The 14998-nt window shown below is 64.4% G+C and carries 14 protein-coding genes; 7 read left to right on the top strand and 7 right to left on the bottom strand.

The features are described 5' to 3' along the window. Nucleotides 1-159: 159 nt before the first annotated feature. Together Q0L57_RS25775 and Q0L57_RS25770 are read left to right on the top strand one after the other, a co-directional pair. Nucleotides 160-1314, top strand: a complete 1155-nt coding sequence (locus tag Q0L57_RS25775; RefSeq protein WP_296745895.1) for an efflux RND transporter periplasmic adaptor subunit — start codon at nucleotides 160-162, stop codon at nucleotides 1312-1314. Next, nucleotides 1311-4427: an efflux RND transporter permease subunit gene (locus Q0L57_RS25770; protein WP_296745894.1), complete on the top strand. Its 3117-nt coding sequence runs from the start codon at nucleotides 1311-1313 to the stop codon at nucleotides 4425-4427. The genes Q0L57_RS25775 and Q0L57_RS25770 overlap by 4 nt, the downstream gene beginning before the upstream one ends. A gap of 100 nt (nucleotides 4428-4527) precedes the next feature. Here the strand turns inward: Q0L57_RS25770 and Q0L57_RS25765 are convergent, their stop codons facing one another. From Q0L57_RS25765 to Q0L57_RS25735, 7 genes are all read right to left on the bottom strand, one after another. Next, on the bottom strand, nucleotides 4528-5025 hold the full coding sequence (locus Q0L57_RS25765; RefSeq protein ID WP_296745893.1) for a hypothetical protein: 498 nt from the start codon (nucleotides 5023-5025) through the stop codon (nucleotides 4528-4530). A 64-nt stretch (nucleotides 5026-5089) separates the two neighbouring features. Then, complete coding sequence (locus Q0L57_RS25760; protein WP_296745892.1) at nucleotides 5090-5500, bottom strand: GtrA family protein; 411 nt, start codon at nucleotides 5498-5500, stop codon at nucleotides 5090-5092. Beyond that, nucleotides 5497-6318 (bottom strand): ChbG/HpnK family deacetylase, encoded by an 822-nt coding sequence (locus tag Q0L57_RS25755; RefSeq protein WP_296745891.1) that lies wholly within the window; start codon nucleotides 6316-6318, stop codon nucleotides 5497-5499. Before Q0L57_RS25755 ends, Q0L57_RS25760 begins: the two co-directional genes overlap by 4 nt. Next, on the bottom strand, nucleotides 6315-7307 hold the full coding sequence (locus Q0L57_RS25750; protein ID WP_296745890.1) for a glycosyltransferase family 2 protein: 993 nt from the start codon (nucleotides 7305-7307) through the stop codon (nucleotides 6315-6317). Before Q0L57_RS25750 ends, Q0L57_RS25755 begins: the two co-directional genes overlap by 4 nt. Further along, complete coding sequence (locus Q0L57_RS25745; RefSeq protein WP_296745889.1) at nucleotides 7300-8466, bottom strand: glycosyltransferase 87 family protein; 1167 nt, start codon at nucleotides 8464-8466, stop codon at nucleotides 7300-7302. Before Q0L57_RS25745 ends, Q0L57_RS25750 begins: the two co-directional genes overlap by 8 nt. 280 nt (nucleotides 8467-8746) lie before the next feature. After that, complete coding sequence (locus Q0L57_RS25740) at nucleotides 8747-9784, bottom strand: zinc-binding dehydrogenase (protein ID WP_296745888.1); 1038 nt, start codon at nucleotides 9782-9784, stop codon at nucleotides 8747-8749. 5 nt (nucleotides 9785-9789) lie between these two features. Beyond that, nucleotides 9790-11031, bottom strand: coding sequence for an acyl-CoA dehydrogenase family protein (locus Q0L57_RS25735; protein WP_296745887.1), 1242 nt, complete (start codon nucleotides 11029-11031; stop codon nucleotides 9790-9792). Between the two features lie 119 nt (nucleotides 11032-11150). On the opposite strand from Q0L57_RS25735, the gene Q0L57_RS25730 reads away from it, so the two are divergent. The 5 genes from Q0L57_RS25730 to Q0L57_RS25710 form a co-directional block, all read left to right on the top strand. Beyond that, nucleotides 11151-11966: an SDR family oxidoreductase gene (locus Q0L57_RS25730; protein WP_296745886.1), complete on the top strand. Its 816-nt coding sequence runs from the start codon at nucleotides 11151-11153 to the stop codon at nucleotides 11964-11966. A gap of 33 nt (nucleotides 11967-11999) precedes the next feature. Beyond that, nucleotides 12000-12485 carry a MaoC family dehydratase gene (locus Q0L57_RS25725; protein ID WP_296745896.1) on the top strand — a complete coding sequence of 162 codons (486 nt, stop codon included), beginning with the start codon at nucleotides 12000-12002 and terminating at the stop codon, nucleotides 12483-12485. Continuing rightward, nucleotides 12482-13540: a phosphotransferase family protein gene (locus Q0L57_RS25720; protein WP_296745885.1), complete on the top strand. Its 1059-nt coding sequence runs from the start codon at nucleotides 12482-12484 to the stop codon at nucleotides 13538-13540. Before Q0L57_RS25725 ends, Q0L57_RS25720 begins: the two co-directional genes overlap by 4 nt. A gap of 19 nt (nucleotides 13541-13559) precedes the next feature. Next, nucleotides 13560-14336, top strand: coding sequence for an SDR family oxidoreductase (locus tag Q0L57_RS25715; protein ID WP_296745884.1), 777 nt, complete (start codon nucleotides 13560-13562; stop codon nucleotides 14334-14336). Between the two features lie 153 nt (nucleotides 14337-14489). Then, the coding region (locus Q0L57_RS25710; RefSeq protein ID WP_296745883.1) for a TetR/AcrR family transcriptional regulator at nucleotides 14490-14998 on the top strand (509 nt) is incomplete at its 3' end.

Here is a 14998-nt window from a genome sequence, read left to right as displayed (position 1 = left end):
CCTGTTCACGTTACCGCGATTTAATGTGCACGATTGCGTGATAATTGCCATAAACCGCTGATATCGGGGTGTGGCGTGGCCGGTTTTGCCCCCGCCCGTGTCGTCGCTGCGTCCGCTTCCACATGGAACGGGCAGACGAGTCCTGCCGCGGGAGTATCGATGTCGAGCTGGAAACAGATTGTTGTTGCGCTTGTGATCCTGGTTGCCGCCTCGGCGGCCTGGGCGCGTTTCTATCCCGGTGCACCGCAAGTGCTGGCGCGCTGGGGCATGGACTGGGCCTATGGCGCGGTGCCGCCGGCGCAGGACAATGCGGCTGGTTCCTCGCGGACAGCGCGCAACCGTGCCGGGCAGATCGTGACCATCGTCGCCTCGCCTGCCGGCACCGCAACGATCAACGACAGGCTGCAGGCGATCGGCACCGGCCGCGCTAATGCGACCGTCACCGTCAATCCGTATTCCTCCGGCCGCCTTGTCGAATTGCCGGCGCGGTCCGGCTCCCGCGTCGAGAAAGGCGATGTTATCGCCAGGCTCGATTCGGACACGGAAGTGATCGCGCGCGACCGCGCCAAGGTCGGTGTCGGCGACGCGCAGGCGAAGCTCGATCGGGTGAAGTCGCTGCGCGCCTCCAATGCCGCCACGCCTGTGGCCGTCGCCGATGCGGAGGTGGCGCTCGCCAATGCCAGGCTGGCTCTGCGCGACGCCGAGCTCGCGCTCGAACGCCGCTCGATCGTAGCTCCCATTGCAGGCACGGTTGGCATCCTGCCGATTGCCGCCGGCAACTATGTGACAAGCCAGTCGGCGATCGCCACCCTCGACGACCGCTCGAGCATTCTGGTCGATTTCTGGGTGCCGGAACGCTTCGCCGCCGTCGTCAAGGTTGGCCAGCAACTGTCGGCCGCGCCGCTTGCCAATACCAACCGCGTCTATGGTGGCACCGTATCGGCCATCGACAACCATATCGACGAGAACAGCCGCACCCTGCTCGTCAAGGCGATCATCGCCAATCCGGCCGATTCCTTGCGCGCCGGCATGTCGTTTCAGATCGGCATGAAGTTTCCCGGCGACACCTATCCGGCCGTCAGCCCCTTGGCGATCCAGTGGGGAACCGACGGCGCCTATGTCTGGGCCATCGAGAACAGCAAGGCCAAGCGCGTTCCCGTTCGCATCATCCAGCGCAACACCGAAACCGTTCTGGTCGATGCCGCCGTCGAAAGCGGCGACATGGTGGTGACCGAAGGCACGCAGAGCGTCAGTGAGGGCGGTGACGTCCGTATTGCAGGCGAGAGGCCTGCCGCCGAGGCCGAAGGCTCATGAGCGCTCCCGACTCGGCTACCGAATCGAGCCTCACCGCGCTTTTCATCCGCAGGCCGGTCATGGCCTTCGTGCTCAACACGCTGATCGCGGTCGCCGGCCTTGCCGCCTTCTGGGGCGTCGAGGTGCGCGAGTTGCCTGATGTCGATCGCCCTGTAGTCACCGTCAGCACCACCTTCGCAGGCGCCGCCTCCGAAACGGTCGACCGCCAGGTAACTGACACGACCGAGGGCGCCGTCTCGCGGGTCTCGGGCGTCAAGTCGATCTCGTCGACTTCGTCCTTTGGCTCCAGCCGCGTCACCATCGAGTTCAACGACGGTGTCGATCTCAACGTCGCCGCCTCCGATGTGCGCGATGTCGTCAGCAGGGTCACCAACCAGCTGCCGGACACGGCGGACGCGCCGCGCATCGTCAAGGCCGACGCAAATTCAGATGCGGTGATGCGGCTGGCGGTTACGTCCGACACCATGTCGGTACAGGACATGACGGTGCTCGTTCAGGACCGCATCGAGGATGAGCTCGCCGCGGTGCCCGGCGTCGCCGACGTCCAGGCCTATGGCGGCCGCGACAAAATCTTCCGCATCGATGTCGACCAGAACAAGCTGGCGAGCCAGGGCCTCACCATCGCGGATCTGAGAGCGGCCCTCGCCTCGGTGGCCTTCGATTCACCGGCCGGTTCGATCACCACCACGAACCAGGATCTCATCGTGCGCACGACGGCCGACGTGACCACGCCCGAGCAATTCGAAAACATCGTCATCGGCGGCGCGACGCGCATCCGCGACGTCGCCACCGTCACGCTTGGCCCCGACACCGGCCAGACCTCGCTGCGCTCGGACGGCAAGACGGGCATCGGTCTCGGCATCATCCGCCAGGCGGAATCAAACACGCTCGACATCTCGACCGGGGTCAGGGCCGCCGTCGACAAGTTGCAGAAGAACCTGCCGGAAGGCATGTCGATAAAGGTCACCAGCGACGACGCCGTCTTCGTCAATGGCGCCGTGCACGAGGTCGAGATCGCGCTGGCGCTCTCCGTCTCGATCGTGCTGATCGTCATCTATGCTTTCTTGCTCGACTGGCGCGCGACGCTGATCCCCGGCCTGTCGATGCCTGTCGCCATGATAGGCACCATCGCGGCGATCTACCTTGCCGGCTTTTCGATCAACATTCTGACCCTGCTGGCGCTGGTGCTGGCCACCGGTCTTGTGGTCGACGATGCCATCGTCGTCCTCGAAAACATCGTGCGGCGGCGCAACGAAGGCATGGGCCCGCGCGCCGCCGCAGTGCTCGGCACCCAGGAAGTGTTCTTCGCCGTCGTCGCCACCACGCTGACGCTGGTCGCGGTCTTCGTGCCGATTTCCTTCCTGCCTGGACAGACCGGCGGCCTGTTCCGGGAGTTCGGCTTCGTGCTGGCAATGTCCGTGCTGCTTTCCTGTGTGGTCGCGCTGACGCTGTGCCCGATGCTTGCCTCGCGCATGCTTTCAGGGGCGTCCCTTCATCATGAAGGCGGCAACGGCGTCGGCGCCCGCATCGGCGGCGCGCTCAACGCCCTCTATCGCCGCTCCCTGCGTCTCTGCCTCGACGCACCCTGGATCGTGGTGCTTGTGGCCCTCATCTTCGCCGGCACGGCCTTCACGCTCTTCGGCACCATCCGCCAGGAGCTTACCCCCACCGAGGATCGCGCGGCCGTGATGCTGCGCATCAACGCACCGCAAGGCGTCAGCCTCGACTACACGACCGAACAGATGCGCAAGATCGAAAGGCTGATCCAGCCGCTGCGCGATTCCGGCGAGATCCGCGCCACGTTCGAAAGTGCCGGCAATAACGGCGCCTATAACAGCGGCTTCATGGTGATGACGCTGGCCCCGTGGGACGAGCGCAGCCGCAGCCAGCAGGAGATTATGGCGGACATCAACCGCCTGACCAGGCAGGTGCCGAGCCTACGCGTGTTCCCGGTACAGCCCAACAGCCTCGGCATCCGCGGCGCCGGCAACGGCCTGCAATTCGCGCTGGTCGGCAACGACCGCAAAGCGCTGAGCGCCGCGGCGGGCAGGATTGTCGAGGAGATGCGCCGGGACCCGCGCTTCCAGACGCCGCGGCTGTCCGTCGATCCGACGCAGCCGCAACTGGCTGTTGCCATCGACCGCGAGCGTGCCTCCGACCTCGGTATCGATATCACCGGGCTCGCCAACACCTTGCAGGCGATGCTCGACGGCAACGACGTCGTCGACGTCTATATCGCCGACCGCGCCTATGGCGTGAAGCTGGTGTCGACCACCAACCCGATCAACGATCCGACCGATCTGGAGAACATCTTCCTCAAGACCTCGGACGGCCGTTTCGTGCCGATGTCGACGATCGCCACGCTGACCGAGCGCGCCGTGCCGCCATCGTTGACGCGCGAGCAGCGGCAGCCCTCGGTCGCGATCACCTCAAATCTGGCCGGCGACTTCGCGCTCGGCGATGCGCTCACCCGAGCCGAGCAAATCGCAACGCCGCTGCTACCGCCGGGAGCGCGCGTCCTGCCGCTCGCCGAGGCGGCGACGCTTGGCGAGAGCAACAGCGCCATGCTGACGGTCTTCAGCTTCGCGCTCGTCATCATCCTTCTGGTGCTGGCCGCGCAGTTCGAGAGCTTCGTCAGCGCCGTCATCATCATGGCGACCGTGCCGCTCGGGCTCGCCTGCGCCATCTTCGCGCTGCTGCTGTCCGGCACCAGCCTCAACGCCTACAGCCAGATCGGCCTTGTGCTGCTGGTCGGCGTCATGGCCAAGAACGGCATCCTGATCGTCGAGTTCGCCAACCAGCTGCGCGACCGCGGCCTCGGCGTGCGTGAGGCGATCGAGCAAGCCTCGATCATCCGCCTCCGCCCGGTGATGATGACCATGATCTGCACCGTGCTCGGCGGCCTCCCACTGGTGCTGGCTTCCGGCGCCGGCGCCGAGGCGCGCGTGGCGTTGGGTTGGGTCATCGTCGGCGGCCTCGGCCTCGCCACCGTCTCGACGCTGTTCCTGACGCCTGTCGCCTACTTGCTGCTCGGACGCTTCGTCACACCCAAGGCTCACGAGGAGGCACGGCTGAAACGGGAGCTCGAGGAAGCCGCCTACGCCAGACCATGATCCCGAAAAGTGGGAGCCGGTTTTCGGCAAGATCATGGTTGGATCAGGTATTAACATCGAGCAGGCTGAGTAGCGATGAGCCAGAAACCGGGCGGCTCCACTACTTGCCGGTGAAATCGGGCAGTCGAATGTATGGATTGGCCGGGTCGTAGCGATCCGTTGGCTCGCCCGTACCAGGCGAAACTGCGCCCGCTATCAGCACTCCCTTCGGCCCAAATTGATAGTTGATACCAGCACAAAGATGCGCGAGCGTTTCATAGTCGAAGCCGCGCAATTCACTGCCGGCCACAAATGCCGCTGCTTTCATCGCGTCCGGCGAAAGCGAGCCGAGCATACTATCGCGATAGGCCTTGACCTTGGCCTTGATGAGCCGCGCTGACTGGCATTCCGAGGCGACCACGCGCGCCAACATGATATTTCTAATCGCCGTCGACGCTGGGTCATTCAATGAGGCCGAATACTTGTTGAGAAAATAGTTCGTAGCCGGATCGTTGGTCATCGATTTGCGCCAAATAGGTGGAAACTTGTCAGCGGCCTCGGCACAAAATGCACACGCCATCGACACGATGACGACACCGGCAAACCACAGTAGTTTCATGGACTCGACCTCACGTTGCTTTGCAGAGCAATGTAGCGAAGACGTGAAAATCAGAATAGGGCCGCTACTTCACAAACCGCCCCTCGATCGACCAGCGCGCCGCCAGGAAATTCAGGGCGGCGGCCACGATCACGCCGCCGATCTTTGCCGGCCACACGCCGAGAACCCCGGCCAAGGTGGCGATCGAAAGGCTGGAGACACCCAGTGAGATCAAGGCGCCGAGTGAGACGAAGCGCAGGAACGAGTGGTGCAGCCGGATATCCGGGCTCCGCTCGAACGACCAGAAGCCGTTTGCCACGAACGAGAAAAGCACGGCGATGAACCATGCGCCGACATTGCCGGCCAAAGGCGGGGCTCCCATCTTAAGCAGCAGGAAAAACGCGGCCAGGTCGATACAGGTGTTCGCCAGCCCCACAAGCGCGAAGCGGATGATCTTGCTGCCGGTCGAACGCCCGGGTTCGCTGGCGCCGCTCATGCCTTCCCGTCCATGACCCGCATACCAGCCCTGGCTAGCCTGGCGCCGAACTCTTCGCCACCGAGAACCGAAAACTCGACCTCGCGTACATGCTGCATCGGGTCGCGCGCCCGCAATGTCTCGTCGACATGGCCCGGATGGCACATGAACACGCCCGCTTCGGGCAGCGTTTCGATGGCGGCGTAAAGTGTCGGAGCGAACTTCACTGGCTGCCGCCAATCGTAAATGCCTGAAAGCGGTGTCATCACGGTGAACCCCGCGCGCGCCATTGCGCGGTTGAAGCCGGCGGCCAGGGTGGCGATCGCCGCGATCTTGGGCGCGGCGATCGAAGTGGAAAAGGCCGGCGCACCGCGCAACGCCGGCTGGTCCGAACCTGCCGCAAAGCGCGTCAGCAGCCACCTTCGCACCACCGGCAGAAAATGCACATGCTGATGCCCGTCGATGAAGTCCGGTCGGCGACCAAGTGCCTCGACAAAACGGCCATACTGGGCGTCCAGTTCGGCGTGGACCTCGCGCTCGTCGACGCGTCCGCGCCGGATCGGCAGGGCGAGCGAGGACAGCGGCGGCAATCTGCCTTCCGGCGCCAGGCTCGACGGGCCGGTGACGGCAGGCTGGTCAGTCAGGGTCAGATGCAGTCCGATCGAGGCCCTGCCGCAAAACGACTTTATGCGGGCTGCCTCCTGCTCCCATTCGGGAAAGCCGGTCATACAGCCAGTGCCGGTCAGGCGGCCACGATCGATGAGCTCGAGGATCGCACCCGACACGCCGGACGCAAGGCCGTAGTCGTCCGCGATCAGACGGATCGACGACCTGGTCATCTGTCGGCGTTGACCCGCGGACTGGTGTCGTTGCCGGCATCGGCGCCATGCACGACATCCCGCACGATGTAGACGGGCCGGTCCTTGCTCTCGCTGAGCGTGACCCAGACATACTCGCCGATCAGACCAAGCAAGGTGAGATTGAAGCCGCCGAAGAAGACCACCGCGACCATGAGGCTGGGATAGCCCGGCACGGCGATGCCGTAGAATACCACCTCGAAGAACACCTTGATGCCATAGAGAGCGCCGGCCAGCGCCGCCAGCAATCCGCAAATGCTGATGATCCGCAGCGGTATCACCGAGAAGGAGGTGAAGCCTTCGAGCGAGAACGCCAACAGGTTGAGCTGGCTCCACTTCGAGGTGCCCCCGACACGCTCGGCGGGCGAGTAGGGCACTGCCTTCTGGCGGAAGCCGGCCCAGGCGAACAGCCCCTTGTTGAAGCGCCGCTTGTCGCGCAGGCTGGTGACGGCGCGCACTACCGCGCGGCGCATGACGCGGAAGTCGCCCGCGTTTTCCGGGATGTCGAAACGCTGGCTGCTGTTGATCAGGCTGTAGAAAAGCTTGGCCGACTGGCTGCGCCGCCAGCTTGCTCCGCGTCTGTCGTTCTGCGCGTAAGCCACGTCGAGCGACGGGTCCGCCACGAGTTCGGCAATCAGCTGGATGCTGACATCCATGGAATGCTGGAGGTCGGAGTCCATGATCAGGACCGTGTCGCCCCGCGACTGGTCGAGACCCGCGAGGACCGCGACCTCCTTGCCGAAATTACGGCTGAGACGAACGATTTCCCACGATCCGGAAAGCGCCTGCGAAAACCGCGCGACGCTGTCATCCTTGCTGCCGTCATCGACCAGGATCTTGTGCACGGCCATGCCGAAACGATCCGCCACGGTCGCTTCCAGCTTGTCGAGCAGGCCGGCGAAAGCCGCCGCGGACTCCGCCTCGTTCAGGAACGGCGCGACAATATCGAGGGTAAGCAATGCTTCAGCCATGCGCCATCCGTCCGGCATCCGACCTGGGCTGACGCGCCCTGACCCAGAACCACCGGATCAAGGTGCAGGCAATGACAGTCACCACGACTGGCCGGAACCAGGGATGGAAGAAATTGTGCAGGTGACGTTCGATGCTGGTCAACCCCGACAGGAACAGCGTCGTCGCCAGCACCTTTGCCAAGGTGCTGCCCTGCTCTTCCCGCCACAGATAGGCGATGGCCACGCCTGCCGGAACGGCGATCATGGCATAGGTGTTCGGCTCGACGCGCGGATTGAACACGCACATGTAGAAGGTGGCCGCGAGGAAGATGGCGATGCCCGCTACGTCCGGCTCGGCCTTGCGGTCGAACCAGAGGACTGCGGAAAGCGCGAGCAGGGCCGCCACGATCCGCACGACCGTGGCATCGAACTCCGGAATGGGCAGCCCGATCATGGCGAAGGGCACTGTGAAATCGGCCGGCGCGAATGGCCCTTCCCTGTCGACGGCCATCGATGTCAGCATCTGGAAGAAATCGCGATACTGGTCATTGATGTAGCCGACGGGCGCGAAGGCATAGGGGATGACCAGCACGACCAGCACCGCGAGCACGAGCCACGGGATCAGCCGGGGCCGCAAGGCGCCGACCAGCAGCAGCATGATGAGCCCCGTCGGTTTGGCGATCAGCGCGACGCATGCCCAGAAGAAGGGCTCTGCGCGCCGCCCCTCCAGCGCCGAAAGGGTCAGGAGCCAGCAGGCGCCGGTCAAGAGGATGGTCGACTGGCCGTTGCGGATCGCGCCCAGGGCCATCGGCATGGCCAGGAAGAGCGCATAGGAAAGCAGCCACATCTGGTCCTGGCCGCCGATTTTCCGCACTTGCCTGGCCGCGGCCAGCGTCAGCACGCCGAAGCAGAGCGTGTGCCACAACACGCTTCCGGCGGACGGTCCCAGCTTCACGAACGGAACGAAGAGCGCGGCAAAAGCCGGCGCGTAGAGGTAGCCCATCGCGACATGGACCTTGTACAATGGTTGGCCGGCCACGAAGGCTTCGCTGCCATGCCGGTAAGCGGACACAACCGAACGGACGTCTGGCGCCCACCACGCCAAGACGAGCACGATCAGAAACGCTCCGATCCATAGCAAAAGTCCCAGACGGTCAAAAACCGGCTTGGTTATCGTCATCAAACACCCCGCATTCCGGCCAGGACGGTTTTCCCATCACCTCCTGACCTTCAGCGCCGGCGACATATCACGTTGAGAGCGAAGCGGAATAGAGCGTCCGCGCATGATGGTTGCCTGCGGGCGCGAAGGATGAGTGGAACAGCGGCATTTTTCCGTATGCTTCACGTCTGATCACAACTTTGTGTTCGGACGGATCGGCGAGTGGCCATACGCACGACGATAATGACTTTGATGCGGCCGCACATTCCCGAACCCGGACAGGCTCCGGCCTCACGCGATCTTACGGCTTGATAAAAACCTTGCCGTTGGGCAGCGCGAGCTCCGCCCGAAGCCTCGCCATCGCGTCGTCCAGCGGCACCACGGCGGTCACATCGGTCGACCAGCGCCCGTCTGAAAAACGCTTCTGCGCCTCCATCACGGCCGGGCCAAGCCTGTCGCGGAATTGGCGCATCCATTCGGCGAGCCAAAAGCCCTCGACACGCTTGTGCTGGAAGATCAACTGGCCGGGCTCGCGGATAACCGTCGGCTCGGCGTCGAGTCTGCCATAGACGATCCAGCGCGAGCGCTTCGGCATGGAGTTGAAGATGGCCGAAGCCAACGGTCCGGTGACCGCGTCGAGCAGGATGCGCGGCTGCTCGGCCTTGACCACCTCGCGCAGCGCCGCCTCGAAATCCGCCGCCTTCTCGTTGAGCACATGCGCCGCGCCCAGTCCTTTCAGCAGAGCGATCTGCTCGTCGCGGCGCACGGTGACGATCGGCCGGAAGCCCTCTTCCTTCGCCAGCCCGATGATCAGCTTGCAGAGCTGGCTGGCCCCCGCCGTCATGATGAACGACTTCTCGCCTTCCTGCTTGACGATATCGAACATGGCTAAAGCTGTGAGAGGATTGACGATCATCGCCGCGCCGTCCTCGTCGCTCACCGTGTCCAGCAGGGGAATGCAGGACGCCGCCTCGGCAACCGCATAGTCAGCCCAGGAGCCCCAGTTCGAAAGGCCGGTGGCGAAGGCGACACGCTTGCCCTCGAGGCTCCTTGCGTACAGATCGTCTCCCGTTGCGACGACGACGCCGACGCCTTCGAACCCGGCCGGTTGGCCCTTCACGCGCGGCTGGCCGTACTGCCCTTTGATGAAGGAGATGTCGGAAGGGTTGATCGAGGCGAGGCTGACCTTGATCAGCGCCTGGCTGGGCCCTGGCTTCGGCACCGCGATGCTGCCTGGTCGCAAATAAGGCTCCGTCGCCTCCAGCGCGGCGGGCGACGGCGTCCTCGTATAACCGTCGCCGACAAGCAAAAGGGCTTTCATTTCCGACGGGAGCGTCATGGCGGTCAGACCTTTTCCTGTGTGTATTTCTTGAGTTCCGTGCGCGCTACCTGGCGCCGATGCACGGCGTCCGGCCCGTCGGCAAGCCGCAGCGTCCTCAAATGCGTCCAGGAGCGGGCGAGCGGCGTGTCCTGGCTGATGCCTTGAGCGCCGAACATCTGTACTGCCTCGTCGGTCACCTTGAGCGCGACGCGCGGGGCGATGACCTTGATCTGGCTGATCCAGGGCGCCGCGGCGCGCGCGTCGCCCTGATCGATCATCCAGGCAGCCTTGAGGCAGAGCAGCCTCGCCATCTCGATCTCCATGCGGCATTCGGCGATGATGTCGAAATTGGCGCCGAGCTTGGCCAGCGGCTGGCCGAAGGCCTCGCGCCGCACCGAGCGCTGGCAGAGCATCTCCAGCGCCATCTCGGCCTGACCGATGGCGCGCATGCAGTGGTGGATGCGGCCGGGGCCGAGCCGTCCCTGCGCGATCTCGAAGCCCCTCCCCTCGCCAAGGATCAGGCTCGCCGCCGGGACCCGGACATTCTCAAACCGCAGATGCATATGGCCGTGCGGCGCGTCGTCATCGCCATAGACCTGCATGGCCCGGACCTTGATGATGCCCTTGCTGTCGGCAGGCACCAGGATCATCGAGTGACGCCGATGCTGCGGCTCCTCGTCCGAGCCCGTCCTGACCATGACGATGTAGATGGCGCAGCGCGGATCGCCGGCGCCCGACGCCCACCATTTCTCGCCGTTCAGCACATAATCGTCGCCGCTCCGCTCGCAGCGCATGGAGATGTTGGTCGCATCCGACGACGCGACGTCCGGTTCGGTCATCAGGTATGCCGAGCGGATCCTGCCGTCGAGCAGCGGCTCCAGCCACGTCTGCTTGTGCTCGTTCGAACCGTAACGCTCCAGCACCTCCATGTTGCCGGTGTCCGGAGCCGAGCAATTGAAGGTCTCGGCGCCGAGATGCGCCTTGCCCATCTCCTCCGCAAGATAGGCGTATTCGACGGTGGAAAGGCCGTAGCCCCGCTTGGAATCGGTTAGCCAGAAATTCCACAAACCGCGCTCGCGCGCGGTCTTCTTCAGCCCTTCGAGGATTTCGGTCTGCCTGTCCGTATAGCTCCAGCGGTCGCCGTTCCTGCCGACCTCGGCGAGAAACGCTTCTCCGACCGGCGCGATTTCATCGCGCACCATCGCCGCCACGCGCTGATGGATCGGCTTCAGCCGTTCGGTCATGCCGAGATTCATGTCCGCCATCGGTTCCGGCCCTTTCGAAGATAAGTCTTTACCCATGGCAAGGATGACCGTACTTCGGCTAGCCTTGTCAACGCGAGTCCTTGGGTTCCGGTTAAGGGCAAGCAGTGCGGAGGAACGCGATGAGCTATCTGGACAAGCTGTTCTCGGTCGCCGGCAAGACTGCGCTGGTGACCGGCGCGGCAACCGGCATCGGCCGCATGGTGGCGACATCACTTGTCCTTGGCGGCGCCAGGGTGATGATCGCTTCCCGCAAAGGCGAGGACTGCGCGAGGGTGGCCAGCGACTTGAACGCGCTTGGCGGCCGCGGTCACGCCGAAGGTTTTGCCGGCGACGTTTCCAGCGAGGCCGGTATCGCCGCGCTGGTCGCGGACGTGAAGGCGCGCACGGAACGGCTGCACATCCTCGTCAACAATGCGGGTGTGTCGTGGGGCGCGCCGCTGGAGGAGTTTCCGTACCACGCCTGGGCCAAGGTGTTCGGCGTCAACGTCACCGCCGTCTTCCACCTGACGCGTGAGCTTCTGCCGCTGCTGGATGCCGCCGCGAGCGACGACGACCCGGCCCGCGTGATCAACCTGGGCTCCGTGATGGGCAGCCAGCCGCTTGCCGACGACGCCTACTCCTACACCGCCTCGAAGGCCGCGGTGCACCACCTGACGCGCACGCTGGCGCTTGAATTCGCCGCTCGCCGCATCACCGTGAACGCCTTTGCGCCTGGGCCTTTCCAGAGCCGCATGACGGCGTTTGCGACCGCGACCGAGGAGCAGGCCAAACATGTCGGCAACCACGTTCCGCTTGGTCGTATCGGCGTGCCGGATGACATTGCCGGCGCAACGCTTTATTTGTGCAGCCGTGCCGGCAGCTATGTCACCGGCGCCATCCTGCCGATCGATGGCGGCCAGTCGGTCCAGCACGGGATGACATTGTTCAAGGAATGAAGGCGCTCGTTGTCCGGGCGGGGTGCGGAGGAGATCAGCGTGGAACCGATCAGTCTCGATACGCTTCTGGCCAGCGTCGGCAAGGAAGTAGGCGTCTCGCCCTGGCGGACGGTGACGCAGCGCATGATCGACCAGTTCGCCGACGCCACCGACGACCACCAGTTCATCCATTGCGACCCTGAGCGCGCCAGGCAGGAGACGCCGTTCGGCGGCACCATCGCGCACGGTTTCCTGTCGCTCTCGCTCCTGTCGGCGATGACTTTCGAAACCATGCCGCCGATCGAAAACACCAAGATGGGCGTCAACCATGGCTTCGACACGCTGCGCTTTCTGGCGCCAGTGAAGACCGGCTCGCGCATCCGCACCCATTTCGTGCTGGCCGACGTCAAGGTGAGGCCTTCGGGCTGGGTGCAGACGGCGCATGACGTGACCATCGAGATCGAAGGGTCGAAGAAGCCGGCGCTGACGGCCCGTTGGCTGACCCTGACCTTGCTCGAACGTCAGCCTGAGACGGCATGAGCGGGGACGCCAACGCGCTCGATAAGTCGGCGCTTGCGCTCGATAAGTCGGCGCTTGCGCCCTATCTGGAAGCGCACATTGCCGGCTTTGCCGGACTTTCCGAGATCGAGAAGTTCAAGTCGGGACAATCGAACCCGACCTATCTGCTCACTGCCGACAGCGGTCGCTACGTGCTGCGCGCCAAGCCGCCGGGCCAGTTGCTGAAGTCCGCCCACCAGGTCGACCGCGAATTCCGGGTCATGCGGGCGCTTGCCGGCACGGCGGTGCCGGTGCCGCGCATGCTGCATCTTTCGGGCGAGGATTCACCGATCGGCCGCATGTTCTACGTCATGGAGTTCCTCGACGGCCGCATCTTCTGGGACCCGTGCCTGCCCGACGCCACGGACAATGACGAACGCGCCGCGCTCTGCGACGCCATGAATGCCACGCTTGCCGCCCTGCACGACGTCGATGTCGCGGCCGTCGGCCTCGATGATTTCGGCAAGCCCGGCTCTTATTTCGAACGTCAGTTCGCCCGCTGGACCAGCCAGTACCGCGCCTCCGAAACCGAAGCGATTGCCGACATGGACCGGCTGATTGCCTGGCTGGAGGCGCATATGCCTGCGGATGACGGCCGGGTTTCGCTGGTGCATGGCGACTACAGGCTGGACAACATGATGTTCGCCAAGGACGAGCCTCGGGTCATCGCCGTGCTCGACTGGGAACTTTCGACCCTTGGCCACCCCTTTGCCGATCTTGCCTATCAGTGCATGCAATGGCGGCTGCCGCATGCGTCCGGCTTTCGCGGCCTCGGCGGCATCGACCGCGCCGCGATCGGCCTGCCCTCCGAGGAAGCCTATGTCGCCGCCTACTGCCGCCGGCGCGGTCTCGAAGCGATCGACAACTGGACCTTCTTCCTTGCTTTCTCTTTCTTCCGCCTGGCGGCGATCTGCCAGGGCGTCTACCGCCGCGCACTGGACGGCAACGCCTCCAATCCGGAAAAGGCGAAAACCTACGGCCAGGCGGTGAAACTGCTTGCTGCTCTGGCGATGGATTTGGTCGACAGGAATGTCTGACAACCGGGAGGGCTGAGCGATGGGCCGTTTCGACGGAGCGACGGTGTTGATAACCGGTGCGACCGGAGGTCTGGGCAGCGGCGCGGCAAAGGCCTTTGCCGCCGAGGGCGCGCGGCTGGTGCTTTCCGATCTCGACGAGACAGCGCTCCGCGACTTCGCCACGACCGTTGAAGCCGAATGCGCGATCCTTGCCGGCAACATCGCCGAGGAGAGGCTCTCCGAGGATCTGGTGGGGCTTGCCGTCGAGAAATTCGGCCGGCTCGACATTGCCGTCAACAATGCCGGCATCGTGCACAGCTTCGTGCGCCTGCCGCAAGTGACGTCGGAGGAAGCGCGGCGCGTGCTGGAGGTCGACCTGCTCGGCGTTTTCTACGCCATGAAGCACCAGATCCAGCGGATGGAGCGGCAATATAAGGAGAACGGCAAGGGCGGCGTCATCGTCAATGTCGCCTCGGTTGCCGGCCTTTCCGGCGCGCCCAAGCTTTCGGTCTATGCCGCCGCCAAGCACGGCGTCATCGGCCTGACCCGGTCCGCGGCCGCCGAATACGCCACCAAGGGCGTGCGCATCAACGCCGTCTGCCCGGCGCATACCAGGACAGCGATGGTGGATGGCTTCGTCCGCTCGTCCGGCGCGGCGGAGGCGGACGCGCTGGCGGAGCTCACGCGCGGCGTGCCGATGAAGCGCGTCGGCGAAGTGGACGAGATCACGACCGGCATCCTGTTTCTCGCCGACCCCGCCAACTCGTTCATGACCGGTCACGCTCTTGCCCTCGACGGCGGCATCGGCGCCGTCTAGGGCATTTCAGGAAAGTGGTTAACGACCTTCGGTCGGAACTGCATTAAAACAAGGAGTTAGTGCGAACGTTGCGGAACCTGCGGGTCCCTTGTCCGTTGTCGTACAGCGTATATAATTTGGTAAGGCAACCAACTACAAAAGGCAGGGCGGACATTGGCGCTGAGCGTTCAGAAACGCCGCGAAAAACAAAAAGCGGAGCTTCGCTCCGAACTGGTCGCTGCCGCCCATAAGCTCGTCCAGGAAGAGGGCTACGAGGGCCTCACCATTCGCAAGCTTGCCAAGCGGGTCGGCTACGCTCCGATGTCGGTCTACTCCTACTTCGCCGACAAGCAGGACATATTGTTCGCGCTCGCCGAGGACGCCTTCGAGACGCTCGCCCGGCGCATCGAGGAACACCCTCACGACGATCCGATCGAGGCGCTTCGGGCGGTGATGACCGAGTACGCGGCCTTCGGCCTCGGCAATCCCAATGAGTATCGCACCGTCTTCATGACCGAGAAGACCCACCTGCCCGAGGGCCGCAGCTACGAGGATATGGAAGAGGGCAACCCGGCCATGAAGGTGCTGATCAAGCGGGTGGAAGCCTGTGTAGCGGCGGGCAAGCTCAAGGGCGACCCGCGCGCCATCGCCACCATGCTGTGGACCGTCGGCCACGGCACGAT

This window comes from Mesorhizobium sp. (assembly GCF_024509055.1).
Taxonomy (GTDB): Bacteria; Pseudomonadota; Alphaproteobacteria; order Rhizobiales; family Rhizobiaceae; genus Mesorhizobium.
This window is presented reverse-complemented; position numbering and strand designations above follow the sequence as displayed.

What these genes read in the sequence shown, in the direction of transcription:
- Q0L57_RS25775 (WP_296745895.1), top strand. Translation starts at nt 160, where the DNA reads ATGTCGAGCTGGAAACAGATTGTTGTTGCGCTTGTGATCCTGGTTGCC.
- Q0L57_RS25770 (WP_296745894.1), top strand. Translation starts at nt 1,311, where the DNA reads ATGAGCGCTCCCGACTCGGCTACCGAATCGAGCCTCACCGCGCTTTTC.
- Q0L57_RS25765 (WP_296745893.1), bottom strand. Translation starts at nt 5,025, where the DNA reads ATGAAACTACTGTGGTTTGCCGGTGTCGTCATCGTGTCGATGGCGTGT.
- Q0L57_RS25760 (WP_296745892.1), bottom strand. Translation starts at nt 5,500, where the DNA reads ATGAGCGGCGCCAGCGAACCCGGGCGTTCGACCGGCAGCAAGATCATC.
- Q0L57_RS25755 (WP_296745891.1), bottom strand. Translation starts at nt 6,318, where the DNA reads ATGACCAGGTCGTCGATCCGTCTGATCGCGGACGACTACGGCCTTGCG.
- Q0L57_RS25750 (WP_296745890.1), bottom strand. Translation starts at nt 7,307, where the DNA reads ATGGCTGAAGCATTGCTTACCCTCGATATTGTCGCGCCGTTCCTGAAC.
- Q0L57_RS25745 (WP_296745889.1), bottom strand. Translation starts at nt 8,466, where the DNA reads ATGACGATAACCAAGCCGGTTTTTGACCGTCTGGGACTTTTGCTATGG.
- Q0L57_RS25740 (WP_296745888.1), bottom strand. Translation starts at nt 9,784, where the DNA reads ATGACGCTCCCGTCGGAAATGAAAGCCCTTTTGCTTGTCGGCGACGGT.
- Q0L57_RS25735 (WP_296745887.1), bottom strand. Translation starts at nt 11,031, where the DNA reads ATGGCGGACATGAATCTCGGCATGACCGAACGGCTGAAGCCGATCCAT.
- Q0L57_RS25730 (WP_296745886.1), top strand. Translation starts at nt 11,151, where the DNA reads ATGAGCTATCTGGACAAGCTGTTCTCGGTCGCCGGCAAGACTGCGCTG.
- Q0L57_RS25720 (WP_296745885.1), top strand. Translation starts at nt 12,482, where the DNA reads ATGAGCGGGGACGCCAACGCGCTCGATAAGTCGGCGCTTGCGCTCGAT.
- Q0L57_RS25715 (WP_296745884.1), top strand. Translation starts at nt 13,560, where the DNA reads ATGGGCCGTTTCGACGGAGCGACGGTGTTGATAACCGGTGCGACCGGA.